26 protein-coding genes and 2 riboswitches are annotated in these 24,723 nt (G+C 53.6%); of the genes, 16 read left to right on the top strand and 10 right to left on the bottom strand.

All coding sequences use genetic code 11. The features are described 5' to 3' along the window. Both KNP02_RS04610 and KNP02_RS04605 read left to right on the top strand, forming a co-directional pair. Window positions 1–840: RNA-guided endonuclease InsQ/TnpB family protein (locus KNP02_RS04610; protein ID WP_214751462.1), on the top strand; the 840-nt coding region annotated here is incomplete at its 5' end. A gap of 205 nt (window positions 841–1,045) precedes the next feature. Beyond that, entirely contained in the window at window positions 1,046–1,513 is a 468-nt protein-coding gene (locus KNP02_RS04605; RefSeq protein WP_214710027.1) for an HIRAN domain-containing protein, read from the top strand. Window positions 1,514–1,674: 161 nt separating this feature from the next. On the opposite strand, the gene KNP02_RS04600 is transcribed toward KNP02_RS04605, so the two are convergent. From KNP02_RS04600 to KNP02_RS04585, 4 genes are read right to left on the bottom strand one after another with little or no spacing between them, the layout of a single operon-like run. Then, on the bottom strand, window positions 1,675–2,208 hold the full coding sequence (locus tag KNP02_RS04600; RefSeq protein WP_214710029.1) for a 1,2-dihydroxy-3-keto-5-methylthiopentene dioxygenase: 534 nt from the start codon (window positions 2,206–2,208) through the stop codon (window positions 1,675–1,677). Between the two features lie 13 nt (window positions 2,209–2,221). Continuing rightward, window positions 2,222–2,839: a methylthioribulose 1-phosphate dehydratase gene (locus KNP02_RS04595; protein WP_214710031.1), complete on the bottom strand. Its 618-nt coding sequence runs from the start codon at window positions 2,837–2,839 to the stop codon at window positions 2,222–2,224. Continuing rightward, on the bottom strand, window positions 2,836–3,486 hold the full coding sequence (locus tag KNP02_RS04590) for a 2-hydroxy-3-keto-5-methylthiopentenyl-1-phosphate phosphatase (protein WP_214710033.1): 651 nt from the start codon (window positions 3,484–3,486) through the stop codon (window positions 2,836–2,838). The genes KNP02_RS04595 and KNP02_RS04590 overlap by 4 nt, the downstream gene beginning before the upstream one ends. Further along, window positions 3,483–4,640 (bottom strand): 2,3-diketo-5-methylthiopentyl-1-phosphate enolase, encoded by a 1,158-nt coding sequence (locus KNP02_RS04585; RefSeq protein ID WP_214710036.1) that lies wholly within the window; start codon window positions 4,638–4,640, stop codon window positions 3,483–3,485. The genes KNP02_RS04590 and KNP02_RS04585 overlap by 4 nt, the downstream gene beginning before the upstream one ends. Before the next feature lie 69 nt (window positions 4,641–4,709). Beyond that, window positions 4,710–4,811, bottom strand: a riboswitch (SAM riboswitch). 205 nt (window positions 4,812–5,016) lie between these two features. Then, window positions 5,017–5,119, top strand: a riboswitch (SAM riboswitch). A gap of 81 nt (window positions 5,120–5,200) precedes the next feature. Here KNP02_RS04585 and mtnK point away from each other — a divergent pair. Genes mtnK through KNP02_RS04560 form a run of 5 tightly spaced genes read left to right on the top strand, consistent with a single transcriptional unit; the run spans window position 5,201 to window position 10,828 of the window. Continuing rightward, entirely contained in the window at window positions 5,201–6,352 is a 1,152-nt protein-coding gene (gene mtnK / locus KNP02_RS04580) for an S-methyl-5-thioribose kinase (protein ID WP_214710038.1), read from the top strand. Further along, complete coding sequence (gene mtnA, locus KNP02_RS04575) at window positions 6,349–7,383, top strand: S-methyl-5-thioribose-1-phosphate isomerase (protein WP_214710040.1); 1,035 nt, start codon at window positions 6,349–6,351, stop codon at window positions 7,381–7,383. Before mtnK ends, mtnA begins: the two co-directional genes overlap by 4 nt. Next, window positions 7,376–8,452 (top strand): sugar ABC transporter substrate-binding protein, encoded by a 1,077-nt coding sequence (locus tag KNP02_RS04570; RefSeq protein WP_138858696.1) that lies wholly within the window; start codon window positions 7,376–7,378, stop codon window positions 8,450–8,452. Before mtnA ends, KNP02_RS04570 begins: the two co-directional genes overlap by 8 nt. Beyond that, the gene (locus KNP02_RS04565; RefSeq protein WP_214710042.1) at window positions 8,452–9,825 is read left to right on the top strand and encodes a sugar ABC transporter ATP-binding protein; all 1,374 of its coding nucleotides are present in this window, start codon (window positions 8,452–8,454) and stop codon (window positions 9,823–9,825) included. The genes KNP02_RS04570 and KNP02_RS04565 overlap by 1 nt, the downstream gene beginning before the upstream one ends. 1 nt (window position 9,826) lies before the next feature. Further along, the gene (locus tag KNP02_RS04560; protein WP_114165249.1) at window positions 9,827–10,828 is read left to right on the top strand and encodes an ABC transporter permease; all 1,002 of its coding nucleotides are present in this window, start codon (window positions 9,827–9,829) and stop codon (window positions 10,826–10,828) included. Window positions 10,829–10,837: 9 nt separating this feature from the next. Here KNP02_RS04560 and KNP02_RS04555 read toward each other — a convergent pair whose 3' ends face one another. Further along, a complete protein-coding gene (locus KNP02_RS04555; RefSeq protein ID WP_214710044.1) occupies window positions 10,838–11,323 on the bottom strand; it encodes a GNAT family N-acetyltransferase in 486 nt (161 codons plus the stop codon). Window positions 11,324–11,402: 79 nt separating this feature from the next. Between KNP02_RS04555 and KNP02_RS04550 the strand changes: the two genes are divergently transcribed. Continuing rightward, on the top strand, window positions 11,403–11,783 hold the full coding sequence (locus tag KNP02_RS04550; protein WP_214710046.1) for a VOC family protein: 381 nt from the start codon (window positions 11,403–11,405) through the stop codon (window positions 11,781–11,783). Between the two features lie 28 nt (window positions 11,784–11,811). On the opposite strand, the gene KNP02_RS04545 is transcribed toward KNP02_RS04550, so the two are convergent. Continuing rightward, a complete protein-coding gene (locus KNP02_RS04545; protein WP_138858700.1) occupies window positions 11,812–12,117 on the bottom strand; it encodes a winged helix-turn-helix transcriptional regulator in 306 nt (101 codons plus the stop codon). A gap of 117 nt (window positions 12,118–12,234) precedes the next feature. On the opposite strand from KNP02_RS04545, the gene KNP02_RS04540 reads away from it, so the two are divergent. Genes KNP02_RS04540 through KNP02_RS04530 form a run of 3 tightly spaced genes read left to right on the top strand, consistent with a single transcriptional unit; the run spans window position 12,235 to window position 14,818 of the window. Further along, a complete protein-coding gene (locus tag KNP02_RS04540) occupies window positions 12,235–12,726 on the top strand; it encodes a lactoylglutathione lyase family protein (RefSeq protein ID WP_214710048.1) in 492 nt (163 codons plus the stop codon). A gap of 2 nt (window positions 12,727–12,728) precedes the next feature. Then, window positions 12,729–13,709, top strand: a complete 981-nt coding sequence (locus KNP02_RS04535) for a zinc-binding dehydrogenase (protein ID WP_214710050.1) — start codon at window positions 12,729–12,731, stop codon at window positions 13,707–13,709. 50 nt (window positions 13,710–13,759) lie between these two features. Further along, the gene (locus KNP02_RS04530) at window positions 13,760–14,818 is read left to right on the top strand and encodes a threonine aldolase family protein (protein WP_214710052.1); all 1,059 of its coding nucleotides are present in this window, start codon (window positions 13,760–13,762) and stop codon (window positions 14,816–14,818) included. A 56-nt stretch (window positions 14,819–14,874) separates the two neighbouring features. On the opposite strand, the gene KNP02_RS04525 is transcribed toward KNP02_RS04530, so the two are convergent. Continuing rightward, entirely contained in the window at window positions 14,875–16,056 is a 1,182-nt protein-coding gene (locus tag KNP02_RS04525; protein WP_214710054.1) for a TsoY family (seleno)protein, read from the bottom strand. Window positions 16,057–16,407: 351 nt separating this feature from the next. Between KNP02_RS04525 and KNP02_RS04520 the strand changes: the two genes are divergently transcribed. The 5 genes from KNP02_RS04520 (at window position 16,408) to KNP02_RS04500 (ending at window position 20,372) form a co-directional block, all read left to right on the top strand. Next, window positions 16,408–17,601, top strand: coding sequence for an FAD/NAD(P)-binding oxidoreductase (locus KNP02_RS04520; protein WP_214710056.1), 1,194 nt, complete (start codon window positions 16,408–16,410; stop codon window positions 17,599–17,601). 17 nt (window positions 17,602–17,618) lie between these two features. Further along, on the top strand, window positions 17,619–18,179 hold the full coding sequence (locus KNP02_RS04515; RefSeq protein ID WP_214710058.1) for a hypothetical protein: 561 nt from the start codon (window positions 17,619–17,621) through the stop codon (window positions 18,177–18,179). 150 nt (window positions 18,180–18,329) lie between these two features. After that, the gene (locus KNP02_RS04510) at window positions 18,330–19,355 is read left to right on the top strand and encodes a PAS domain-containing sensor histidine kinase (protein ID WP_214710060.1); all 1,026 of its coding nucleotides are present in this window, start codon (window positions 18,330–18,332) and stop codon (window positions 19,353–19,355) included. Then, window positions 19,342–19,977, top strand: coding sequence for a response regulator (locus KNP02_RS04505; protein ID WP_251129201.1), 636 nt, complete (start codon window positions 19,342–19,344; stop codon window positions 19,975–19,977). Before KNP02_RS04510 ends, KNP02_RS04505 begins: the two co-directional genes overlap by 14 nt. A gap of 23 nt (window positions 19,978–20,000) precedes the next feature. Further along, entirely contained in the window at window positions 20,001–20,372 is a 372-nt protein-coding gene (locus KNP02_RS04500; protein WP_021066029.1) for a YidH family protein, read from the top strand. A gap of 47 nt (window positions 20,373–20,419) precedes the next feature. On the opposite strand, the gene KNP02_RS04495 is transcribed toward KNP02_RS04500, so the two are convergent. From KNP02_RS04495 to KNP02_RS04485, 3 genes are all read right to left on the bottom strand, one after another. After that, on the bottom strand, window positions 20,420–20,920 hold the full coding sequence (locus tag KNP02_RS04495) for an SRPBCC family protein (RefSeq protein WP_214710062.1): 501 nt from the start codon (window positions 20,918–20,920) through the stop codon (window positions 20,420–20,422). A gap of 77 nt (window positions 20,921–20,997) precedes the next feature. Beyond that, the gene (gshAB, locus tag KNP02_RS04490; RefSeq protein WP_214710064.1) at window positions 20,998–23,289 is read right to left on the bottom strand and encodes a bifunctional glutamate--cysteine ligase GshA/glutathione synthetase GshB; all 2,292 of its coding nucleotides are present in this window, start codon (window positions 23,287–23,289) and stop codon (window positions 20,998–21,000) included. Next, a complete protein-coding gene (locus tag KNP02_RS04485) occupies window positions 23,273–24,601 on the bottom strand; it encodes an MATE family efflux transporter (RefSeq protein WP_214710066.1) in 1,329 nt (442 codons plus the stop codon). Before KNP02_RS04485 ends, gshAB begins: the two co-directional genes overlap by 17 nt. Window positions 24,602–24,723: the final 122 nt, after the last annotated feature.

Here is a 24,723-nt window from a genome sequence, read left to right as displayed (position 1 = left end):
CCGGTGTTCAAGTCGAGACGGAAATCGCGCGCGTCCTACACGACGAACAACCAGCACGGCACGATCCGCATCGAGGCGGGAAAAGTCCGTCTGCCGAAGGTCGGGTTCATCCGGTTCACACAGCATCGCGACTTCGACGGCGAGATCCGCTCGGCGACCGTGTCGATGACGAGGACGGGCAAGTTCTTCGTGTCGCTCCTCGTCGGGCAGGACGACGAGCCGTGGGTCCCGGCCGGGCACACGGTCGGGATCGACCTCGGCCTCGTGCACTTCGCCACGATGACGGACGACACGCTTTTCACGGAGAAGATCGCGAACCCGCGCAACCTGCGACAGGCCGAGGCGCGGCTGAAACGGGCGCAACGCGCGCTCGCCCGCAAGAAACCGGGCAGCAGGAACCGCGAGAAGGCCCGGCTCCTCCTCGCGAAGACACACGAGCAGGTCAGGAACCGCCGGCACGACTTCCTCCACAAGCTGTCGCGACGCATCGTCGACGAGAACCAAGTCGTCGTGGTCGAGACGTTGAGACCGAGGGAGATGATGCAGGACCGCCGCCTGGCGAAAGCGATCGGGGACGCCGGGTGGGGCGAGTTCGTCCGCCAACTCGAATATAAATGTAAGTTCTATGGGCGGACGCTGATCAAGGCCGACCCGTGGTTCGCCTCGACCCAGGTCTGTTCGGCCTGCGGCGAGAACGGCGGCAGGAAGGGCCTGCATATCCGGGAGTGGACATGCGGCGCGCACCACGACCGCGACGTCAACGCGAGCCTCAACCTGTTGCGCCTCGCCGAGGATATCATGTCTTCAGGGCAGGGACTGCCCGACGAGCTTGGTCCATAATCGTAGCTAGTAAAAGTACGATCTTCCCAAGAAGCTCCCACTTCAGGTTGCGAAGCAAGCAAGTGGTGAGTAGTTCACAGAAGCAATAAACCATGGATACAAACCTCACCCACTATTCCCGAATTTAGATGAAGTGTATAAATCAATAAATCTTTTTACAGCCTTCGATCAACGCATCCCATCTAAAAATCGACATGATTATATTATGATTTTACGTGATCTGGGATTAGACGAAGCTGCAGACAAAATGGATATCCTAAAAGCTACTCGTGGCAAGATAGCTAATGATACTTATTCATTAGAAGAGCCCATTACGAAACAAGAGAGTGAAATCCAAACAAGCTTTTACATTCAAGGTATGCGACATCAAAACAATCTTCATCAGTTTGAGAAGAAGATTAACTATGATACTCCATTGATATTGGAAAAGGAACCAGGGAATCAACATGATTCCTGGGCTATAGCAATTTACACACAGCATGGAACTAAATTAGGATATGTACCAAGATACTATAGTAAGTATATTTGTATGTTAATTGACAACGATGCAGACGTTCACGTAAAGATAACGTATATAAATGAAAAGTCCAATCCACATTGGTGGGTTAAAGTTGATTTTTGTGCTTCGATACTACAATGTGACCAAAAAATATTACAAGAAATATTAATATAATTTTGAGGAAATCAAAAAATAGATAATGTAGTGTGTTTTTGTAACTGGGACATGACTGCGTAAATCGATAAAAGAGGCAATCTGGAACGAATCATTCGTCCAGGTGGCCTCTTTTTGTTAAAAACTTTTCAAATTGTCTAGTTATTTCCTAACCTCATTTTTTATGCAGTCACGTCCTGTTTCTCGTAAATCGGCACCCAGCCCTCCGTCGTCACAAAGATGCGGACGGCGACGACTTTACGATCATCCTGGAGTGTGAAATAGTGACGTGTGTTCACCGGGACCGAAATGAGGTCGCCCGGGTTGAGTTCGATATTGAAATAGCCACGCTCGGCGTCGTCGATGGCGAAGACGCCGTGGCCACTGACGATGAAGCGAACCTCGTCATCCGAGTGGTGGTGCTCTTTTTGGAAGTTGACGAGCAGTTCGTCCAAGTTCGGCGTCGCATCCGACAATGAGATGACGTCTGCCGTCTCGTAGCCGCGACGCTCCGATACGTCGCGAATCTCGTCACGGAACGTCGACAAGATTGCTTGTTTGTCCTCATCCGTCAACTGATAGTTCTCTTGCAGGTTTTCTGGGAGCTTTGTGATGTCCCACTGCTCGTACAAAATACCGCGTGACTCTAAAAAGGCACTCACTTCAGTTTGATTGACGTAACGTTCTTCGGTTTGTTGGAAATAGATAGTTGCCATGGTTGGTTCCTCCTTATGAATGGACGCCTAGGGCGCGTAGTTTTAACGTATAGCTGAACAAGAACTCGTAAGCCTCTAAATAGCGTTTGGCCGCGGCCGGGGTCTCGCCCCAGACGGTGATGCCATGATTGCGGATGAGGACGGCGCCGGCGTTTGCGTGGATATGGGGGGCGAAGGTGGCCGCGAGTGCCGGGATGTCCGCATGGTTCTCGATAATCGGCACGCGGACGACCGCATCCTCGTCCCAGAAGCCGAGCGCCTTGATGATCTCTTGGCCGGTAAAGACGACTTCGCCGGTGGCGGCATGGAGCTCGGAGATGACATTATTGTCGACCGTATGGACGTGGAGCGAACAAGTCGCATCCGTCCGATTGAACACTTCGACGTGGAGCAACGTCTCAGCGGATGGTTTTCCCGTTTGTTCTCCAATCAAGCGTCCGGCCGCGTCGACGTGAACAAAGTCGTCCGGCGTTCGTTTCCGTTTATCGCGTCCGCTCGCCGTGACGAGAAATTCGAGCGGGTCGTCGGACACGCGAATCGCCAAATTCCCACTCGTTCCGGGGAACCAGTCGCGGGCGGCGAGTTCGTCTTTAATGTCGGCCAGTTCGAGCCAACGTGCTGTGAGGCTCATATGGCCACCTCCTTCAAATGATGAGTGATGTCGTCGAACGTCTCGAATGAGGCGTAACGGATGCCTGCTGCTTCACAGAGCGTGATGAGTTGCCCGCGGGCATAGACAAAGTCGGCACGCTTCGCGACCTCGAAATCGGTCACCGAGTCACCGATGATGATTAAGCGGTCGGCGGGATTGACGATGCGACGAGCGAGCGTCGGTTTGCAACAACCGCAATCGTTCGTACATTGTTCGTCGCAAGCGTGCGGCCAAGCGACGGTTACCGTCTCAGCGGAGAAGTCGGCGACGTTGCAGTAGATGTGTTCGGGATCGACGTGACCTTCTAAAATCGGATGGACGAAAAAATCCATCCCGCCGCTGACGACGTCAAACTTCCAACCGTTTGCCCGAACTTGTTCTAAAAATGACGGGAACCCTTGACGGAGCGTGATTCGCTCCAACAAATAATCACGGTAAGCCGGGGCATCTGCGCTCGGCAATAGTTGAAACATTTGACCGACCCCGGAGCGAATCGAGATCCGTTGCTCGAGGACCGCATCTTTCAACTCGACCCAAGCGGGCGGGGCGAACGCCTTCATCAGCGCGATAATATTGTCTTCCGCCGTGATCGTCCCGTCGAAGTCGCAGAGGATATGGACCGTCATCGTGACGCCCACGCCTTTAACGCGGTATCGAGTTCGTTCGTCTGTCCTTCGGTTTGACCGAGGGCGTGAGTGATGGCTTGGCGGAAAGCGCGAGCCCCAGCGGCTGCGCCGTCCGGGTGTCCATGAATGCCACCGCCGGCGTTGATGACGACATCAGTCCCGTAATCACGAATGATCTCAGCGACGAGTCCCGGATGAATCCCGGCGGACGGGACCGGTAAAATCGGTTTCGACCAATGCGGTTCGGCGCTCAGGTCACGAATCGCGAACGCCTCGTCCCGCGGTGTCGCGAGCGAACCGTACGGAGATGGGAAGAGCGTCAAATCGGCCCCGGCGAGACGTGGGAGTTTACCGAGTAAGAGCGAATGACTGATGGACCCGGTCAAGGCGCCGGCAAAGGCCGGGTGAGCTAAAATCGGCACACGGATGTCTGGGTCGTTCGCAAGTTCGCGCAGTGCGTCAAGACCGTACGTATAGACGTTGAATAGGAGCGCCGTCGCACCGGCCTCAATCAGCCGGAGCGCCTGGTCGCGAAGACCGAAAACGGGACCGCTCAGCGTGATGGCGTAGAGGACACGCTTCCCGGTCGCCTCAAAGTGCGCTTGAATGACGGCCGCTCCGATCCGGGCCCGTTCGAGCGACGGCGTGAGCGGATTGTCGTATAAAATTTCGTCGTCTTTGACGATATCGATGCCGCCGGCGAACTGATCGCGGAGTTGCTGCTCGAGAAACGCGAGGTCACGCCCGATGACGCCTTTGAAGATGCTCATGACGAGCGGACGGTCATGGACACCGAGCAACTCGCGAATCCCGTCGACGCCGAACTTGGCGCCTTTGAAATGAGGGGCGAGCGTTTCGGGCAACGTCACATCGATTAACCGAATCGAATCGTCGAGGGATAGTTTCCCGAACGTCGTCGTCAAGATGGATGAAAAGTCAGGGCTGACATTATGTAACGGATAGCGGATCGTGAACCGGCTCGTCGTCTCCGTATGGGTGGTCGATACGACCTCACCCCGGTACGCCTGTAACTGCTCTTGCTCTAAATGACGTAGCTCGGTCCATGTGCCGACGGTCAGCTCGAGGGCGATTTTGTCGGCAATACTTGCGACCGCATCCGTCCGTTTGATTTCATATGTGGCAGTGATACTCATATGGTTCCTCCTTCCAGGCAAACAAAAAATGACCCCATGCCGAGGCAAGAGGTCATCATAAAAAATGAACTCTTATCTCTCAGCTTTCGCTGCAAGAATTAGCACCGTGCCATCTCTGGTCGGTTGCTGCGACATCATCGGGCTCGTCCCTCCGTCTGCTCTTGATAAGAATGTGATTTGAAGTTGTGAAATTTAATTGAATTTTTACACAGATTCGTCGCGTCGTCAATTCCTTTTTTTCCAAAAAAAATATTTCGTGGAATTGTTTCCATATATGCACAAAAAAAGACGAAGTGGCACGGGGAAAATGACGTTGACAATTGTGACGTCGAGTCCGTAATATTCATCACATAAGTTCACCGAATCGAATAAACCACTCTTATCGCGAGTTGGCAGAGGGAATTGGCCCGATGACGCCGCAGCAACCGACCACTAGGCACGGTGCTACATCCACCAGACGAATGTCTGACAGATGAGAGGAACAACCATTTTGGCTGTGCCTCTTTCTCGCGGAGAAAGGGGCTTTTTTTGTGGGCAACGTACAGGAAGGGGAAAACATCATGTCATATCAACCATTTACAGAACAGACCGTCGTCGAGCACGTCCGTCAATTAGGATACTTGCAAGACGGAATCGCCGAGTGTGAGGAAATCGGGGACGGCAATTTGAATCTCGTGTTTCGGATTCGCCAAGGCGAACAGCGCCTAATCGTCAAACAGGCGCTCCCATACGCTAAAGTCGTCGGTGAGAGCTGGCCGCTTACACTCGAACGGGCATGGATTGAACAGTTGGCACTCCGTGAGTTTGCGAACGTGGCGCCGCGTTTCGTCCCGGACGTCCTCGGTAGCGACCGGACGCTCGCCTACACGATTTTAGAAGATCTGTCTGATTATGAGATTGTCCGCACCGGTTATTTGAAAGGGGAGAGCTATCCGGAACTCGCGCGTCATGTCGGTGAATTTTTAGGCGAGACGCTGTTCGCGACGTCGGATTATGCGGCCGGCCCGATCGCGAAGAAGCGGATTGAACGTGACTATTACAACCCGGAACTGTGTGACATCACCGAGAAGCTCATCTTCACCGACCCGTTCAAAGACGCGGAGTCGAACAACATCGAGGCGGCGCTTCGAGAAGATGTCGAACGCCTCTGGCAAGACCAGGCGCTCAAGGTCGAGGTGACGAAACTGAAAGTCGGATTTATCACGAAACATGAGGCGCTTCTGCACGGTGACCTACATACAGGCAGCATCTTCGCGACCCAACAAGAGACGAAAATCATCGATCCAGAGTTCGCATTTTACGGACCGTTCGGCTTTGATTTGGGCCAAATTATCGCCCATTTGACGCTGTCGACGTTCCATGACCCGCTCAAACGCTTCGAACGTTTCACGGACGTCTTGACGGTGTGGGAGACGTTCGAGAAGACGTTCCGGGCCAACTTTGAGCGCGCTGTCGAGCCGTTCAATACGGACGGTTTCGTCGACGAATTGTTGCGGACAATCTTCAGCGACACGATCGGCTATGCCGGTTGCGAACTCATTCGCCGTGCCGTCGGACTCGCCGGTGTCGCCGATCTCGAGACGTTGCCGGAAGCGACGCGGCTCGAACGAAAACGTGACGCACTCGCTCTCGGGACGGCGCTCATTAAAGAACGCCACAGCGTCGAATCGATTGACGACTTGGTGACGCTTTTGTCGGGGGTGCGCGTATGAAGGTCCAAAATATCCGTTTCCATCCGCAGACGGACGAACTCATCGTATTAGATCAGACGTTGTTGCCGCATGAAGAGCGGTACGTGACAATCGAAACGCTCGAACAGGCCGAACATGCCATCGAGACGCTTCAAGTCCGGGGCGCCCCGGCCATCGCTTACTTTGGGGCGTTCGTCCTCGCCAAAGAGGCGGGCCGGTTAGTTGACGATCCGGACTTCACGCGTCGGCTCGACCTCGTCGGACGCCGCTTGATCGCGACCCGGCCGACGGCGGTCAATCTGCAAAATGTGATCGAGTCGCTCCTTGATTTAAATGTCGGGGACGACTTTGAAGCGATTGCCGAGGAAATCAAACGACGCGCTATCGCGTTGTATGACCGGGACGTCGATACGTATCGGGCCATCGGTGAGCATGCACTGACGGTGTTACCGGCCGGGGGGAACGTGTTGACGATCTGCAACGCCGGTGCCATTGCGACATCGCGATACGGCACAGCGCTCGCGCCGTTTTACGTCGGAAAAGAACAGTGCGTATCTTTCAACGTCTTCGCCTGTGAGACGCGGCCGCTCCTGCAAGGGGCACGCCTCACTGTCTGGGAACTCGACCGGGCCGATATCGACGTGACGCTCATCACCGACAATATGGCGGCTTGGACGATTCAGTCAAAACGAGTCGACGCCATCATCGTTGGAGCTGACCGTATCACACGGACGGGTCACGTCGCCAATAAAATTGGGACGTTGCAGCTCGCCGTCCTCGCCAAGCATTACGGCATTCCGTTCTATGTCGCGGCGCCGCATTCGACGTTCGATTTGACGGCGGATGACACGATTGAAATCGAGGAGCGGAACCCGTCAGAAGTGACACATATCGGTGGTCAACCGACGGCACCCGTCGGCATCACCGTCTTCAATCCGGCGTTCGACGTCACCCCACCGGACCTCATCACCGGACTCATCACCGAGGCGGGTGTGTTCGAGCCGACAGAGACTGCCATCACACATCATGTAGGAGGAACAATTCATGTCTAAAAAACTATTAATTTTACTATTCACATTCGTCTTGGCGCTCGTCGGTTGCACGAACGAACAAGCGGCCCCATCGAAGCCGGCTGAGAAGACGCCGGAGACGAAACCCGTCTCGGTCTCGAATGCCACACTTCCGAAAGATATCGATGTAGCCCTGATCATGCAGATGTCGATCGGGACGTTCTCGTCGCAGTATATCAACGGGGTGACGGAACAAGTCGAATCGTTCGGCGGCAACGTGAAAGTGTACAATGCCGACAACGACCTGTCGAAGATGGCGAGCTATGTCGATACGGCGACGACGCAAGGCGTCGATGTCATCTTGATCGACCATGGCCGTGCCGATGCGTTGAAAGAACCGGTCCAACGCGCGCTCGATAAAGGCATCAAAGTCGTCGCGTTCGACAACGATTTGACGAACGAAGGCGTGACCGTCATCGACCAAGACGACTATTCGCTCGCTTGGCGTTCACTCAAGGCACTCGCCGAAGATTTGGACGGTGAAGGCAAAATCGTCACGATTTGGGTTGGTGGCTTCACACCGATGGAACGTCGCCACACGATTTATGATGCGTTCTTGAAGCGTTACCCGGGTATCACAGAAGTCGCCAAGTTTGGTTCGGCGACGAACAATACGGCGCTCGACACACAGAGCCAGATGGAAGCAATTTTGAAGAAGTATCCGGAAGGTGAGATTGATGCCGTGTTCGCGATGTGGGACGAGTTCGCTAAGGGTGCGAGCCGTGCCATCAAACAGGCCGGACGCGATGAGATCGCCGTCTATGGGATTGATTTGAGCGATGAAGATTTGCAGCTCATGCAAGAGGACGGTAGCCCGTGGAAAGTGACGGCGGCGACCGATCCGGCTGAAATCGGACGGATTCAAGTCCGTTACGCGTATCAAAAATTAGCTGGTGAAGAGACGCCGTCGATTCATTCGGTCGACCCATATCTCGTCGACCGCGACGTCTTGCCGGACGAGAAAGTAACGATGGACGACCTCGGTCAATACGTCCCGAACTGGGGCGCATCAGACGCGGCCTGGTCGGACTGGATGAAAGGGACGGACTGATGTTACGGCTTGAACGCGTCACGAAACGCTATGGTGATGTCACGGTGCTCGACGACGTCAGCTTCATGCTCCGCCGTGGCGAGATTCATGGCTTGCTTGGGTTGAACGGGGCCGGGAAGAGCACGCTCGTGAAGCTGTTGAGTGGCGCCATCATCCCCACATCCGGGACGATCGAGCTCGACGAGACACCGGTCACATTCACACCGGCCGAGGCGATACGCCGTGGGATCATCACGGTGTCGCAAGAAGTTGATGACGCCCTCTATCTCGATTTACCGATTTACGAAAACGTCGTGCCGTGGCAGGCGGTCGAACGGATTCGTCCTCGTGAACTAAAACAGCGAGCGGCCACCTACTTGGAACGTGTCGGACTAGAGATTGACGTGACCGAACCGGTCGGACGATTCCCGCTCAGCGTCAAACAACGTGTCTTGATTGCCCGGGCGCTCGCGAGTGATGCGGCCTACCTCTTGCTCGACGAACCGACGGCCGCCTTGTCGACGGAAGATGCGACGTCACTGCTCACGTTATTGCAGTCGCTCGCAGAGGAAGGTGTCGGCATTCTTCTCATCACGCATCGGTCGGACGAACTGTCGCGCGTCACCACGACGACGACGTTCCTCAGGGATGGCCGTATCGCCTATGAAGGGCCGTTTCAGGCGTTGTCAGAACGGGATATCCATACGTATTTGAGCGGATCTGACATGGCAGAAGCGGTAGAGAAAGCCGTTCCGGAAACCGAGATGCGGATTCAGGCAGAGCTCACGTTACCCGCGTTCGGGACGAGTTTGCCGTTCACGGCGTATAAAGGCGAAGTCGTCGGCATCGGCGGTGTCACCGGGAGCGGGAAGACGGAGTTGATCGAGGCGCTATTCGGTCTCTCCGGCGTTGAACAACAGATGACGTTGGACGGGAAACCAATCAAGATTCGCGAACCGCGTCAGGCGGTCCGGTCCGGGTTCGCCCTCGTACCGGAAGAACGCCGGAAACAGGGACTCTTCCTCGACGATTCGATTGAACGGAACGTCCTCGCGATCGAAGGGAAGGCGAACGCAGTCACGCGCGTCTTGGCCTCGCTCCGTGTGAAATACGACCAGGTCGGGCAACCGGTCCGAGAGCTGAGCGGGGGGAATCAACAAAAAGTTGTCCTCAGCAAATGGCTCCTCGAGGACCGGGACGTCTATCTGCTCGACGAACCGACGAAAGGCGTCGACGTGACGGCGAAACGGGATATTTATGAACTCGTCACCCGCCTCGCGAAAAGTGGAAAGACTGTCATCTTTACGTCGAGTGAACCGCATGAACTAGAATTGATCGCCAACCGGACGCTTTGGCTCGACCGCGGCCGTTGGCAACAGAAAGGAGGGGTTTAACATGGCCCAACTCGTCATCAAACAACGCACGAAACGCTTCAGTGGCATCGGTCAATACGGGACGTTGTTCGCGATTCTCGCACTCATCGCCGTCTTCGGCGTGACGAACGACCAATTTTTGACGTACGCGAACTTCAGCGACATCATCAAGTCCGTGTCAATCGTCTCGCTTCTCGCCCTCGGGGTGACGTTCTCGCTCATCGTCGGCGGATTCGACTTATCGGTCGGCTCGACGGCGAGCCTCGCGACAATCGGGGCGGCGTCGAGTCTCGTGTTACATAGTCAAGAACTGCTCGTCGCTTTGCTCGTCCCGATTGCCCTCGGCGTGCTCGTCGGGCTGTTGAACGCGCTCGTGACGATCAAGTTCCGGTTACCGGATTTGCTCGCGACGCTGGCCATCATGTACGTCATCAACGGGGTCCAATTGACGTATACGAAAGGTTTTTCAATCTACGACAACATGCCGATTGAAGGAGGGACGGCACCGGGACGTTTTATCCCGTCGTTCCTTTTCATCGGCCAAGGTTCGATTGGTCCTGTCCCGTTCGTCGCCATCTTGATGATTCTCTTCTTCGCCGGGGCGCATCTATTTTTGACGTATTCGAAGACGGGACGCGAGTTTTATTACGTCGGCTCGAACGTCGAGGCGGCCCGCCGCTCCGGCATCGCCGTCACACGGATCAAACTGTACGCGTACGTGTTGAGCGGTCTGTTCGCGGCCATCGGCGGCATCATCTTGGCGTCACGCATCGGTACCGGACAAGTATCGGCCGGGGCACCGCTGTTGATGGACGCCGTCGCGGCCGCCTATATCGGCTACGCCGTCTTCGGGACCGGACGACCGAACGTCGTCGGTACGTTGATCGGTGCCATCTTGATTGGGATTTTGCTGAACGGACTGACGATGTGGGACGTGCCATATTACGCCCAAGACATCGTCAAAGGCACAATTTTGATAGCGGCGCTCGGCTTGTCATACATCCAAAAGAAGCAGCTCACATAGGAAAAGTCCTCAGAACGGTTGGTTCTGAGGACTTTCTTGACGTTCCATTTGGATGAAAGTGAACGTGCTCCCGTTCGTCGGTTGTTGAAACGAACCGGTCTGCGTGAACCCGCACGACTCATAGACACGGATTGCCCGCACGTTGAAGGCGGCGACGGACAAGGTGATGCGATGAGGTGAGTACGTCGCTTTGACGAAGTCGAGAATCGATGTGACGAACGTCCGTCCGCTCCCGTTCCCGGTCAAATCGGGCTTCATGCCGAGACCGATATCGACCGTTTCAGCATCCGTTTGCGCGACGCTCACGAACCCGACGAGTGCACCGTCAGACGTGATGGCGAACACCGACTGTCCGCGCTGTCCGACGTCTAAAAATTCGGCTAAATCGTTTTTGTCGGCCGCCATATTGTAAAACGCATAATCGCCTTCGTAGTGCCATGTGTAGGCGATTGTTTCCGCCTGTGGCTGGGTCAGGACAGCGAATTGATGGGTCATTTGAATTTCCTCGTTTCACGAGCAGGATGTAGTGCTACACTCATCATAGCACCACCAACTTGGAAAATGAGGTGATCACATGGGAATCAAGCTAGATATGATTGGCATCGTCGTCGAAGACATGAAACGGGCGCTCGATTTTTACCGTTTGCTCGGCCTATCGATCCCGGAAGCGATGGATGGGGAAGCGCACGTCGAAATCGATGACGGCGGTGTCCGGCTCGCCTTCGATACGGTCGAAGTGGCGGAGTCGGTGTATGGGGAATGGAAACCGGCGACGGGGCACCGGATCGAACTCGCCTTGTTGTGCGACAGTCGGGATGAACTGGATGCGTGCTATGAAGCGATTGTCGGGCACGGCTATGCCTCACATCGCGAACCGTGGGATGCGTTTTGGGGACAACGTTATGCCATCGTCATCGACCCGGATGGAAACCTCATCAGTCTATTCGCCGCATGACAAAACCCGCGCCGGATTCGGCGCGGGTTTATTCGTCGTGTGTCTCGCCCCAAGAGCAGAGCGCCTTCATGGCTGGTTGTAGGCTGAGTGCGTCCTCGGTGAGCGAGTATTCGACGTGAAGCTGTTTCTCGGTCGAATAGTCGATGCGGCGGACCATGCCAAGTTGTTCGAGTTCACGGAGTTGGTCGGTCAACACTTTACGGCTGACGTCAGGGATGGCGCGCTGAATCTCCGAGAAGCGGCGCGGGCCGTTCTCGAGCGTACAGTACACTTGAGGCCGCCATTTACCGCCGATGATGTCGAGCGCCTTATTGACGGGGAACGGGGTCGTCATGTTCAATTCGCCTCGCTTTCGGGTAGTTACTTGAATGTGCGTACTTTTTTTATTGCTTCGATGAAGGTATCGTATCGTTATCCATCAAATTGAGCAAACAAAAAGGAGCGGATGACAGTGACATATCCACGTACATTCTCACATATCGGGCTATCGGTCCCGAGTGTGACCGAAGCAGTTAAATTTTATGAGGACGTGATGGGCTGGAACACCATCATGCAACCATCGGAAGTCGTCGAGGACGACTCGCCGATCGGTGTCATGTGCTCGGACGTATTCGGACCGGGCTGGGGCAGCTTCAGAATCGCCCACATGTCGACGGGTGATAAGATTGGCATCGAGCTGTTCGAGTTCCCAAACAATGAGAAGCCGGAGAATAATTTCGAGTTTTGGAAGACGGGTATTTTCCACTATTGTGTTCAAGACCCGGACATCGAAGGGCTCGTTGAGAAAATCGTCGCCCATGGCGGAAAACAACGGATGCCAATCCGGGAATATTACCCGGGCGATAAACCGTACCGGATGGTGTATTGTGAAGACCCGTTCGGCAACCTCGTCGAAATCTACTCGCATTCCTATGAACTGACGTATTCGGAAGGAGCGTATTGAGCATGAAGGCTTGGCTACTTGATCAACCTGGATTAGAACATCTACACATCGGTGAGGTGGAGCGGCCGACACCAGATGCGGGCGAACTGCTCATCAAAGTCGAAGCGGTCGCGTTGAACCCGGTCGACTATAAAGTCGGCACGAACGGCAACCCGAACTGGTCGTACCCACACATTCTCGGCGTCGACCTGGTCGGGGAAGTCGTCGAAGTCGGTTCGAGCATCGCCAATATCATTACCGGTTCACGTGTCGCCGTCCATACGAGTCTTGGAAACAACGGCGGCTTCGCCGAGTATGCGGTCGTCGATGCGCGTGCTTGCGCCGTCGTTCCGCCGGAAGTGAGCGACGAGGCCGCTGCGGCCATCCTCTGTGCCGGCATGACAGCGTATGAGGCTATCATGCAGAAGTTGAACACGCGCGACAAAGAGACGATTCTCGTCCACGCCGGAGCGGGAGGAGTCGGTGGTTACGCGATTCAACTCGCCAAAAAACTTGGGCTTAAAGTGTTCACGACGGCATCGCCGGAAAACTTTGACTGGGTCACATCACTCGGTGCCGATGTCGCCATCGACTACAACGTCGAGGACGTGACGGAGAAAATCATGGAACTGACAGACGGTCGCGGTGTCGACCTGATTTTGAACACGGTCGGACGCGATGTGGCGACGGCGGACCTCGACCGGCTCGCGTTCAGTGGACAGCTCGCTTATATCGCCGGTCCACCTGACATGTCGAACATGAAAGGGTTCACGCTGTCGCCGTCGATTCATGAAGTTGCCCTCGGTGCGGCCCATGCGAGTGAGAACGAGCGGGCCATCCGTAACTTGTCGTATATGGCCGAAGAGATGATGAAGCTACTCGAGGCGGGTGAATTGAACGACCTCGTCACGGACGTCTTGCCGTTCGAACGATTAAAAGATGGTTTGGAACAGCTACAAACACGCAAAGTGCGCGGCAAATTAATCGTCCGCATGCACGACTAACTTGAGAGCCTCCTGTCTACGGACAGGGGGCTTGTTGTGGAGGGGATGACATGGATTTACGCACATCGTATCAACAGACGTCGCATCAACTGAGCGGTCACGGGGAACGAACTGTCGGCGTCTTGCAACAGGCGTTCGCTGAGGTCGACCCGAATCAGGTGAGCGACCACTATGGGACGGGCGAGGTCATCATGCGGTTCGAGCAAAAAATGGCGCAAGAACTGGGTATGGAGGATGCGATTTTCTTCCCGAGCGGCACGATGGCACAACAAATCGCCTTACGGATTTGGGCGGACGAGACCGGAAATCGAAACGTCGCCTATCATCCGCTCTGTCACTTGGAGATTCACGAACAGGACGGGTTGAAGGAGTTGCATCACCTCGAACCGATTTTGCTTGGGGATGACGACCGGTTGATGACGCTCGACGAAGTGAAGGCGTTACCGGATGTCGCCTGCCTGTTGATTGAGTTGCCACAACGGGAACTCGGCGGTTACTTACCGTCATTTGCTGAACTTGAGGCGATTAGTCATTTGTGCCAGGAGCGGGGGATTCGTCTGCATCTCGACGGAGCACGCCTCCTCGAGACGCTCCCGTATTATGGGAAGACGGCGGAGGACGTATGCGCGCTATTCGATAGCGTCTACGTCTCGTTCTATAAAGGAATCGGCGGTATTGCCGGGGCTATCTTGGCCGGACCTAAACCGTTCTGTGACGAGGCGAGAATATGGAAACGTCGGTACGGCGGTGATTTGATTGGACTATATCCATACATCATCCCAGCCGACTATTACTATGAGCTACGGAAAGACAAGATGGGGACGTATGTCGAACAAGCCAAAGCTCTCGCGCACCGGTTCAATGCGCTTGACGGGGTGTGGACGACACCGGACGTGCCAGTGACGAATATGTTCCATCTTCATCTTGAAGGAGACGTGAAGGAGGTCGCGGCACAGATTCGAGCCGTTCAAGATGCAACCAGAATCGGCATTACAGGTTATCTCGTGCCGCATGACGGCTATTGTTCGACCGAAATCAGTATCGGGGATGCGTATGGGAAGATTGAGCCGTCGCAGCTTGACGAGCTATTTCGAACGTTTCTTTCTTAACTAGAAAAACGCCCGCTCGCGAGACGAACGTCTTGCGAGCAGGCGTTTTAAGTTGTTTACGCGGCTTCGAGTTTTGATTTGCTCGCTTGAGACGCCAAATGTTTCATCGATAGTTTGATAAGCCATTGGATGGTCTTCGCTTGAACGAAGATAAGCGGGGACAAGACTGCATAATGGGTCAGACTATGTGCCACGAGAAAACCGTTTTGGACGAGCCCCCAGTGAACGAAAAACATACCGAGGACGACGTAGGCGACTCCAGGGCAGATGAGTCCGAAACTGGCAGCACCGTCGGGTTGTTCATTGAAATAATCGAGGCGGTTCAAGACGCGCCATCCGATGAGTCCGACGGCGGTACTTGCCATGAACAAGAGACCGAGCACGATGAAAAGAAGGGCGGTGTTCACCTCTGTCTCGAGTATACGATGGGAAACCATCGAGTAGAGACGAACGAACGTGATTCCGAATAACGTAAAGATGGGAATGAGTTGCCAGATAGTCGGTGCACTTGATTTAGCAAGTCCTTTTGATAATACCGCTCGTAAGCTCATGCCTCCGAAAAAGAACAAGATTCCTCCGACGAGGGTCAAAAAGAACAGGGACGTGACTGCCGCGGTAACAGAAACCCATGGTGTCGTTGACATGGCGGCAGGACTGGCCAAACCGACGGCAATCATGACGAAAGCAAACGCACCTAAAAATTGACCGAACTGATTGAGGTTGTCGACAGGAAATTTGCCGTTGACCAATATGTGCGAGATATATTGGGTGTAACGGACGAGTGCATACACCCCGATCATTAGAAAGGCAACCAGCGCGTATGGAAAGAGTGATTGTACGTTTGCCCATAGTCCAGGAACAAATAAAGCACCGAGGATGAACAATACGTTGACACTCATCGCATACGTAAGAGGTTCAGCCATGACGGCGACCTCACCTGGAGTTCCTTTCAAGACCTGGTATGCCGGCGTTCGCTTATACGCTTGGAAGGACCGGACGTTCCAAGCGAGCAGACGAAAGTGGTTGATCGAGAGGCCAATAATCATCACAGAGACGAGGGCGACGAGAATCTGCGAAACACCCCCGCGTTCGAACGTAGCACGTAAATGGTCGAAATGTGGCAGAGGCGAGTCCGGATGAGGAATCAAGAACATGAAATACATGAAAAATGAGACAGCGAGGCCACCATTGCCAAGGGCGGCTAAAAAATGGAGCGGATGATAAGATAAGTGTTTCATTGAAGAGAGGTCCTCCTACAAATAAGATGACCTCTTTATACCCCCTTAGGTATATGGTGGTCAATACGTTTCAAATCAAATGAGGGAATTCCCCTACGTTTGTAGTCATCCTCTATTTCACGCTATACGAGGGTTTTTCCCGTGATTTTTATCACAAAAACAAACGTTGAACAAGTGAATCCTGTCGCTATCGACATCAAAGAATTCCTAGTAATCCCTAGCCTTGTTGAAAAATGAGGGACTTCCCCTATATAAAATGTATACGCTTTCAAATATGCTGAAGGCGTGAGGAAGTTCACGTCTTCGACATATTTTGGTCGAACAAGTAATAGACGGAAGGGGAGTTACGTGATGCGTAAACATTATCGAGTCGTGATTGTTGGGGCAGGGACCGGAGGGATTAGTGTCGCCGCCCGTTTGCTACGGGAGAAGCAACACTTGGCAGATGAAGTGTTAGTGATTGACCCTGCTGCGAAGCATTACTATCAACCGCTTTGGACACTTGTCGGAGCAGGTGCGGCGAAAAAAGAAGAGTCCGAACGTGAGATGGACACATTGATTCCGAAAGGAGCAAGATGGCTGCAAGACAAAGTCGTGCGCTTCGAACCGGAAACGAATCACGTTGAGACGGCCACGAACGGTTCGATCCAATACGATTATTTGATTGTCGCTTCCGGTATCGAAATCGATTGGGGTCGGATTAAAGGATTAGAAGCGGCTCTCGGAACGAAACAAGTATGTAGCAACTACTCATACGAACATGTGGATTACACGTGGGAGACGCTGAAAGGATTCGACGGTGGGACAGCACTGTTCACCCATCCCGCATCTCCTGTGAAGTGTGGAGGCGCACCGCAAAAAATTATGTATTTGGCAGAAGACTATTTCGCAAAAACCGGAATTCGTCATAATAGTAAAGTCGTCTTCGGTTCGGCCAACCCAGCCATCTTTGATGTGACAAAATACCGGACGGCCCTTGAAAAAGTACTGGACCGAAAACAGATTGAGACACATTTCCGCGTCAATCTGATTGAGATTCAAGCCGATGACAAACTTGCCGTCTTCGAGAATTTGGATAGCGGGGAAACGTTCGACATCCGTTACGATATGATTCACGTCACACCACCGATGCAAGCCCCGGCGTTTATCCGCGAAAGTGAATTGGCCGATGCTGGCGGTTGGATTGATGTCGACATGCATACGCTGCAACATAAACGATATAACAATATTTTCGGACTCGGCGATTGTACTAATCTACCGACGTCGAAGACGGGGGCCGCAATCCGAAAACAAGCCCCGGTCGTCGCGCAAAATGTGATGGCGCTCATGTCCGACCGAGTTCCGACTTTCACGTACGATGGCTACTCGTCGTGCCCGATTGTGACAGGATACAATAAGCTCATTTTGGCTGAGTTCGATTATGAGAAAGTTCCGCAAGAGTCCATGCCATTCAATCAAGCGAAAGAGCGTCACAGCATGTACATCCTGAAAAAAAACTTTCTGCCAATCATGTATTGGAACGGCATGCTGAAAGGAACGATGTGAGGGAGGGGGAGAAGAACATGGAACGAACGTCACTGAATGAACAGACATTAGAGTCTGCGTTGACACGACCGGATGTCGAGCAAGCGCTCGTCTCCCTCGCTGAGCGATTACCAGAAATTGAGAAATCGCTTCGCCGTCTCGAAGACGCTGTCGATTTTGGCATGGCGACGATGAACGACCAACAAGTAAAAGACAAAGTTGATCTGTTGCTGGATTCCTCGAACATTCAAATTGAGACACTTGAAGCGGCGCTCAAACTCGTCGAAAAGTTACCGATGCTTCTACAAGTGACGAATCAACTGGAGAACATCTTTGCGTTCGGTCAGGACGTGTATAATGATCCTAAAACACGAGACCTCATTGGACAACGTGTCGACGAGTATGTGACGCCAATCAAAGAAAAAGCGGAGACGACACGTGCGCTTGTCGAGGAGGTACAGCTACGGGTCGAACGAGACAATCGCCACATTTCACTATTCTCACTTATGCGCTGGATGAAAGAGCCGTCTGTTCAGCATGGATTGAAGTACATGCAGGCGACAATCGAGGTGCTGGCGGAGCGCTCGAGTGTGAAGTAAATAATCATCTGAACTTGTCAGCGAAGGGCGTGCATGAAGCATGCCCTTTTTTGTTGTTGCTGTAGAGACGAGAGGACAGAAAAGTTGGCACTTGATTACCCCTAGGGGTATGATAGAGGGAGAAGTAAGTTCTTGAAAGGGGGAGACGACGTGGGGCTCCACGATTTTGAAGGACAGATTTTAAATGTCTTGAAAGACGGCATCATCGTCATGGACCACAACCGTCAAATCATCACGATGAACGCTGCGGCCGAGCAGTTGACCGGTTGGCGCCTTGACGAACCGGTGCCTTATTGTTCATTTTGCCAACATCGGAACATCGAACCCGGCGAAGAAAGATGTTATTTGATTCATTACGAACGTTCTCCATACTTCACATCAGAGATGCCGACATACTCCGGAAAAATGGTTGACGTAGAAATGAACACGGCGCGCATCCTCAACGATCCAATTTCGGGTTCGACGTATTATGTTCTCGTGCTCCGTGATTTTACAGAGCGAAAGCGGCGAGAAGCACACGCGCTACGGGAACAGATGGTCCGAGAGTTGATTCAAGCGCGGGAAGAAGAGCATGAACGATTATCCCGAGAGCTTCATGACGGGGTCGGTCAATCCCTCTTCAGCATCGCCCTCGCATTAGGCGCACTCCAGTCCGATGTATCGGACCCTGAGAAGAAAGCATACATTGAGTCCGTGCTGGCTGAAGTGAGCCGCTTAGTCGATAATGTGAAAGGGTATTCTAAACAATTGCGCCCGATTGAGCTCGATCAATTCGGACTCGCTTCCGCGTTAAAAGTATTGCTGGACAGTTTTGCGACTCGATATCCACACGTGACGTTCGATTCGAATATCCATCTCGCTTCCCGCTATGATCACCTCCTTGAAATCAATCTGTACCGTATTGTTCAAGAAGCGCTCGTCAATAGCATGAAGTATGCGCATCCGCGAACAGTGACGTGCCGGATTGTTGAAAATGACGGCCACATCGAACTCATGGTCAAGGATGATGGTGCTGGTTTCCAAGCTGATAAAGTGGATAAAGGATTAGGGCTTCGACATATGGAAGAGCGCGCCAAGACAATCCATGGAACGTTTACTCTTCATTCCGTAGTCAACAGAGGGACGGACATCTCGGTGTCGGTCCCGATCGAGCGAGGTCGCCATGAATCCGATTAAAGTGTTGATCGTCGATGACCATGAGCTAGTCCGTCGCGGATTAAAGTTGATGTTTCGCTCATATCGCGACGTCGAAGTGGTCGGTGAAGCCGAGGACGGCACAGCTGCCGTCCAAGAAGCGATTCGGACGATGCCGGATATCGTCTTGCTCGACATCACGATGCCGAACGGGCTTGATGGCTTTTTAACAGCAAATGCATTAGCGGAAGAAGTGCCGACGGCGAAAGTGGTTTTGCTGACGATGCACGATGAGGAACTTTATATTAAGCGGGCGCTCGAACTCGGCGTCCCGGGTTATTTGTCTAAGAACAGCGATCCGAGTCAGCTCGTGCACGGGATCAAACAAGTGATGGCAGGTAAACGATACTATGCGACATCGTTACCTGAAGCGTACGTTGAAAAAATGGCCGTGCATAAGAAAGAGTCGCCGCTATTGACACGACGCGAGACCGAGATTGTACGTTTGACGACGCTCGGTTACGGCAATATCGAGATTGGAGAGAAACTCGGCATTAGCCCCAAAACGGTCGAGAATCATAAAAGTCGAATCATGACCAAGCTTCATATGAAGCATCGGCATGAGCTCGTCCAGTTCGCGCTGAAGAACCACTTGATTGACTGAGTGAATGAGAAGGAGAGGATATGATGAAACTTGATTTAGAAAAGACGGTCGATTCGCAGTACATCCAGCAACATCTCGCCAACGAGCGGACGTTCCTCGCCTGGATTCGGACGGCGATCACCGTCATCGGGATCGGCTTTCTCGTGACGAATTTCCACTACTATCGAAGTGAGAATTTGAGCGGGGCCGAGCACCAATTGATTACGGCCATCGGCATCTTGTCGATCATCTTCGGGATTGCGACGATCCTCGTCGGGACCCGGTCGTATTTGAAAAAGGTCCATACCATCAACTCTCAGCAGTTCAAATCGGCGAAGATGAGCCTCGTCGCGCTCGCCATCGGGATGGTGTTTATTTTCACGTTGATCTTGATTGTCAGCTATTTCTTATTTTGACGCCAAACAAGCACCGCATCTCAACAAGAGAGATGCGGTGCTTGTTTTTAATGCGATATGATGGCGTCGAGCCGTTCGAGTTGCGAAGAGAAGCCTTCGACGGCCCCCATCTCGACGACTTGCTGGAGCGACTCGGCGTCCGTGAATTCGGAGCGGCTGATGAACAGTGTGCCGTTCGGGATGTCGACAAACTCGTTCGTGATCGTCATGACGGGAAGTTCAGGATTGACGTGTCCGTCCGCGTCCGAGAATGCGTCCATATAGACGATTTTTCGGTGCGGGTCGATTTCGAGGAACGTCGATTTCCCCCATGACTCCATACCGTAATAGTCACCCTGCTCCTTGTCGACACACGTCATTTTGTAATGCCATGTGCCACCTGGTTCGAACTCGAATGTACGAACCTCTGTCTTCCATCCGTCCGGTCCCCACCATGCTTCGAGGTGGGCCGGTGTTGAGAATGCCTCGAACACGAGCGCACGCGGCGCGTTAAAACTGCGTTCGACGACTAATGTTTTGCCTTCGATTTGAGACTTTACTTTTTCCATTGGAAAGACCCCTTTCTCGAGACAGAAGATACATATATCTAATCAATGTAGTCTCTATTCCCGATTCAGGGATTTGTTCAACCTTTTCCGTCAAATAACAAATCGAGCACGGTCTCGCCAATCGGTCGTTCCTTGCCTTCGTAAGGGAAGGAGTGGATATGGATGGCGGGATTGAAGTTCAGCTCGATGATGCCGTAATCACCTTCACGCGCGAGCGACGGAATCATCATGTCGACGCCGCAAATCGTCGCGCCAATCGCTCGGGCTGACTCGACCGCGATCCGTTTGTATGAATCGGAAATCTGGTCTGTATAGTCGATACTGTCACCGCCCGTGCTGATGTTCGAGTTCTCACGAAGGAAGACGAGTTCGCCATCGGCGAGGACACTGTCCGGCGTCTTGCCTTGTGGACGCAGGAACGCGACGACGATGTCATCGATGTCAATTTTTTCGAGCGGTGTCTTATAGCCTTTCCCGCGGAGCGGATCCTCATTCTTTTTTGCGACGAGTTCACGAATCGTCGATACGCCGTCCCCGGTCACGTTCGCCGGGACACGGTGTAAAATGCCTGCGACCTCGTCACCGATGACGAGGAAACGATATTCTTTCCCGGGTAGGAACGTCTCGAGCAGGACGACGTCGTCAAACGCAAGAGCGTGACGAAACGCCTCGAGCGCCTCCTCGAACGTCGTCCCGTCCTTGAAGATGTGAATGCCGATCCCGAAGTTCGTCGATTTTGGTTTCAAGACGATTGGTTCATTCGCGAACATAGTCCAGGCGTCCTGTAAATCGGCTTCACTGCGGAGTTCGATTCCTCCCGGAACACGGATGCCGTGTTCGGCGAGCACGTGTTTCGTCACCGTCTTGTTTTCCATCATGAGTACCGACACATAGTTGTCTTTCGACGTTTTCGTTGCCTGTTTGACGTACTCGGTCTGGTTGCCGTGTCGGATGCGTAGAAATTGGTCATCACGGTCGATGACATCGACCGCATACCCACGTTTCAGGGCTGCTTTCATCAAAATCTGTGTCGATAGCTCCATGTCCGTGTAGCCGTGCATCCGGAACCGATTGGCGTAGGCGTCTTGATAGAATAGTTCCGCTTGTCGGAGTGACCACTTTGTATAGCCGTCCGTCATCATGGCGGAGGTGAGGCGTGATGCGTAAGTCGCCTCGACATGGTCGATCCGATTACGGACAGAGGCAAAGACGTCGTCGAACCCGAGTGCGTATCGGTCATTGAACGCTTCAATCTCGTCGAGCAAATCACGAGCGTACGTCTGGAGCGCCAACGTCTCTCCATCGCGGTACAACATGAGTGTTGGCGATAGACCTTGTTTCGCGACGCGTTGTTGGTTGTGGAACGCCTCGGCCTGCCAATCCACAAATCGTGTCTCGTCTTTCAACGTCAAGTAGAGCAAGAAGACGTGCAAGAACTTCAAATCGGACAGGGCGATACCGGTCTTCTCGAACGGGTTCAAATCGATATTGCGAATCTCGATGTAATCGATGCCGTTCGTCTCGAGTCGTTCCAAGTCATTGCCTCCTCGTGACGTCTTCAACCGAATCGGAGAGTAGAGCTCGTTCGGGTTGGCGATGTCACCTTGGGCGATGAAGCGGCGCACGCTCGCGGTATAGTCCGAGAGCGTTGAATAGTCCGGATAGAGCGGCTCGACATTCGTGTAGCCGCAGTCACTATTGCGGTACGACAACGCCGTCGTATTCGAATACACGTCCTCGCTGAGTGCCTGCATTTGACTGACGCAACGTTCTTCATAGCTCGTATGGACAGCCGGTGTCCCGCCTAACAGATAGACGACGAGCCAACGCGTCCGTAAATAGTTGCGGACGAGTTTTAAATAAAGGTCGTTCTTGAAACGGTCGTAGCGTTCCGGCGATCCTTCATAGAGGGCGGCAATCAACTCGTCTGCGAACGAGAAGTTGAAATGGATGCCCGAGATGAGCTGTTTTTTCGCCCCGTATTTTTGGAGCAGGTGTTCCCGATAGCGGCCGGCCTCGAGTCCTGAATTGCCGAAATCCGCGAGCGGGATGACCCCGCCGTCAGGAAGCGCGCACGGCATCGATTGCGGCCAAAGCCGTTCGTCACCGATATTCAGTGCCGTGATATCATACAGCGTCTGTAGGAAGTCGTGCGCCGCCTCGACGGTCGGGAACGTCGGTGTGATCAGCTCGATCTGACTTTCCGAGAAGTCGGTCGTAATATATGGGTGCGTCGCTTTGTCTCCGAGTGCTGTCGGGTGCTTCGTAGCGGCGAGCGTGCCATCGGGTGTCACGCGGAGCATTTCACGCTCGATGGCGAAGCGCCCGTGCAACAATTGTTTAGTTAGTTGATTAAATTGCTTCTGCAAGGGAACTCACTTCCTTTTTCATTAGTCGGACATAGAGGGCAGAGACGAGCCCTTTGATGATGCTCGAGAGGGCGATGCTCCACCAGATGGCATCGATACCGAGATAAGGCTCGAGGGCAAGCGCGAGCGGGATGCGGGCGACGGTGAAGACAATGGAAATCGTCGCCGGAATTTTCGGTAGCCCGAGTCCGGAGAAGTAGCCGTTCCCAATCATCTCAAGTGAGGCGAAGATGAGCGAAATCCCGATGATCCGTAAATAGTTCGCACCGATGTCAATCGTTGTCGGGTCATCGACGAACAGCCCGATCAGGACGTTTGGAACGAAGAGGAAGACGAGTGTGATCAACCCGGTATACAAGATGCCGAGCCGCGTCGTCACCCGATACCCCTCATGGACCCGGTCCACTTTGCGGGCGCCGAGATTTTGCCCCGTGTAACTCGCGATGGCACCGTTCAATCCGCCGATCATCATATAGGCGATCGACTCGACTTGAAGCCCGATGCGCTGGGCCGCGATTGCCTCGGTCCCGTATGAACCGATCATGCGGGCGAGGAAAATACTGATGACGGTGAACAAGACGCGCTGGGTCGCCATCGGGAAGCCGAGGCGAAGAATTTCTCTATAGTCTGTGCGATTCGGTTCAACCGTCTCCTCCCAATCGAACAAGACGCGGGCCCGATGCCAGAAGAAGCCGAACATGACGACGTTCGCGACGAGCGTCGCCAGACCGGCTCCGACGACGCCGAGTCCGAGTGGATAGATGAAGAGCGGCGACAGAATCATATTGAGCGTGACCCCGGTCGCGTTGATGCGCATCGCCGTCGTCGTATTGCCATAAGCGCTGAACAGTCGGGCGAACAACAAGTTGAAAAACGAAAAGATGAGCATCGGTGCACTGACGAGCAAATAACTGTACGCCAACTGCTCGACAGCCGGTGCGTCCATGTTCAAAAAGCCGATAAGCGCCTGGCCGAACGCGGCGAGGACGGTGACGAATAACAGGCCGAGACCAAGGTTCATCCGCCTCCCGGCCCGGACGTAGCGCTGAATCAACGCCTGATCCCGCCGTCCGACGGCTTGCGACACTTTGATGCCGGCGCCGACGACGATAAGGGATTGAATCGCCTGACCGAGCATGATATAAAAGCTGGCCGCGCCGATGCTGGCGACGGCGTCGCTACCGAGCGCACCGACCCAGAACATATCGACGAGACTATACGTGAACTGTAAAAGCGAACTGCCGACGAGCGGGAGGGCAAGCGCCACGATGACGCGTTGAACCTGACCGGTCGTCAAATCGATGGTTTTCACGATGAAAGACCCCTTCAATACATTTAGTATATAACCGTTTAGTTATATATAAGCACGACGTGACTGAATTCGCAATCGTAGGGAACGACTCGACGAAAAATCGACACAAAAAAAGGAATTCG

The sequence above is a fragment of the Exiguobacterium sp. s40 genome, from assembly GCF_018617905.1.
GTDB classification, from domain to species: Bacteria; Bacillota; Bacilli; order Exiguobacteriales; family Exiguobacteriaceae; genus Exiguobacterium; species Exiguobacterium mexicanum_A.
Note: the sequence above shows the minus strand (reverse complement) of the source record. Positions and strands in the feature narration are given on the sequence as shown.

Excerpts from the sequence above, each read along its gene's own strand:
- KNP02_RS04515 (WP_214710058.1), top strand. The coding sequence starts at position 17,619 with ATGGAACGAACGTCACTGAATGAACAGACATTAGAGTCTGCGTTGACA.
- mtnK (WP_214710038.1), top strand. The coding sequence starts at position 5,201 with ATGTCATATCAACCATTTACAGAACAGACCGTCGTCGAGCACGTCCGT.
- KNP02_RS04520 (WP_214710056.1), top strand. The coding sequence starts at position 16,408 with ATGCGTAAACATTATCGAGTCGTGATTGTTGGGGCAGGGACCGGAGGG.
- KNP02_RS04495 (WP_214710062.1), bottom strand. The coding sequence starts at position 20,920 with ATGGAAAAAGTAAAGTCTCAAATCGAAGGCAAAACATTAGTCGTCGAA.
- KNP02_RS04535 (WP_214710050.1), top strand. The coding sequence starts at position 12,729 with ATGAAGGCTTGGCTACTTGATCAACCTGGATTAGAACATCTACACATC.
- KNP02_RS04505 (WP_251129201.1), top strand. The coding sequence starts at position 19,342 with ATGAATCCGATTAAAGTGTTGATCGTCGATGACCATGAGCTAGTCCGT.
- KNP02_RS04550 (WP_214710046.1), top strand. The coding sequence starts at position 11,403 with ATGGGAATCAAGCTAGATATGATTGGCATCGTCGTCGAAGACATGAAA.
- KNP02_RS04555 (WP_214710044.1), bottom strand. The coding sequence starts at position 11,323 with ATGACCCATCAATTCGCTGTCCTGACCCAGCCACAGGCGGAAACAATC.
- KNP02_RS04545 (WP_138858700.1), bottom strand. The coding sequence starts at position 12,117 with ATGACGACCCCGTTCCCCGTCAATAAGGCGCTCGACATCATCGGCGGT.
- KNP02_RS04605 (WP_214710027.1), top strand. The coding sequence starts at position 1,046 with ATGATTTTACGTGATCTGGGATTAGACGAAGCTGCAGACAAAATGGAT.
- mtnA (WP_214710040.1), top strand. The coding sequence starts at position 6,349 with ATGAAGGTCCAAAATATCCGTTTCCATCCGCAGACGGACGAACTCATC.
- KNP02_RS04590 (WP_214710033.1), bottom strand. The coding sequence starts at position 3,486 with ATGACGGTCCATATCCTCTGCGACTTCGACGGGACGATCACGGCGGAA.
- KNP02_RS04585 (WP_214710036.1), bottom strand. The coding sequence starts at position 4,640 with ATGAGTATCACTGCCACATATGAAATCAAACGGACGGATGCGGTCGCA.
- KNP02_RS04570 (WP_138858696.1), top strand. The coding sequence starts at position 7,376 with ATGTCTAAAAAACTATTAATTTTACTATTCACATTCGTCTTGGCGCTC.
- KNP02_RS04530 (WP_214710052.1), top strand. The coding sequence starts at position 13,760 with ATGGATTTACGCACATCGTATCAACAGACGTCGCATCAACTGAGCGGT.
- KNP02_RS04525 (WP_214710054.1), bottom strand. The coding sequence starts at position 16,056 with ATGAAACACTTATCTTATCATCCGCTCCATTTTTTAGCCGCCCTTGGC.
- KNP02_RS04565 (WP_214710042.1), top strand. The coding sequence starts at position 8,452 with ATGTTACGGCTTGAACGCGTCACGAAACGCTATGGTGATGTCACGGTG.
- KNP02_RS04595 (WP_214710031.1), bottom strand. The coding sequence starts at position 2,839 with ATGAGCCTCACAGCACGTTGGCTCGAACTGGCCGACATTAAAGACGAA.
- KNP02_RS04600 (WP_214710029.1), bottom strand. The coding sequence starts at position 2,208 with ATGGCAACTATCTATTTCCAACAAACCGAAGAACGTTACGTCAATCAA.
- KNP02_RS04500 (WP_021066029.1), top strand. The coding sequence starts at position 20,001 with ATGAAACTTGATTTAGAAAAGACGGTCGATTCGCAGTACATCCAGCAA.
- KNP02_RS04560 (WP_114165249.1), top strand. The coding sequence starts at position 9,827 with ATGGCCCAACTCGTCATCAAACAACGCACGAAACGCTTCAGTGGCATC.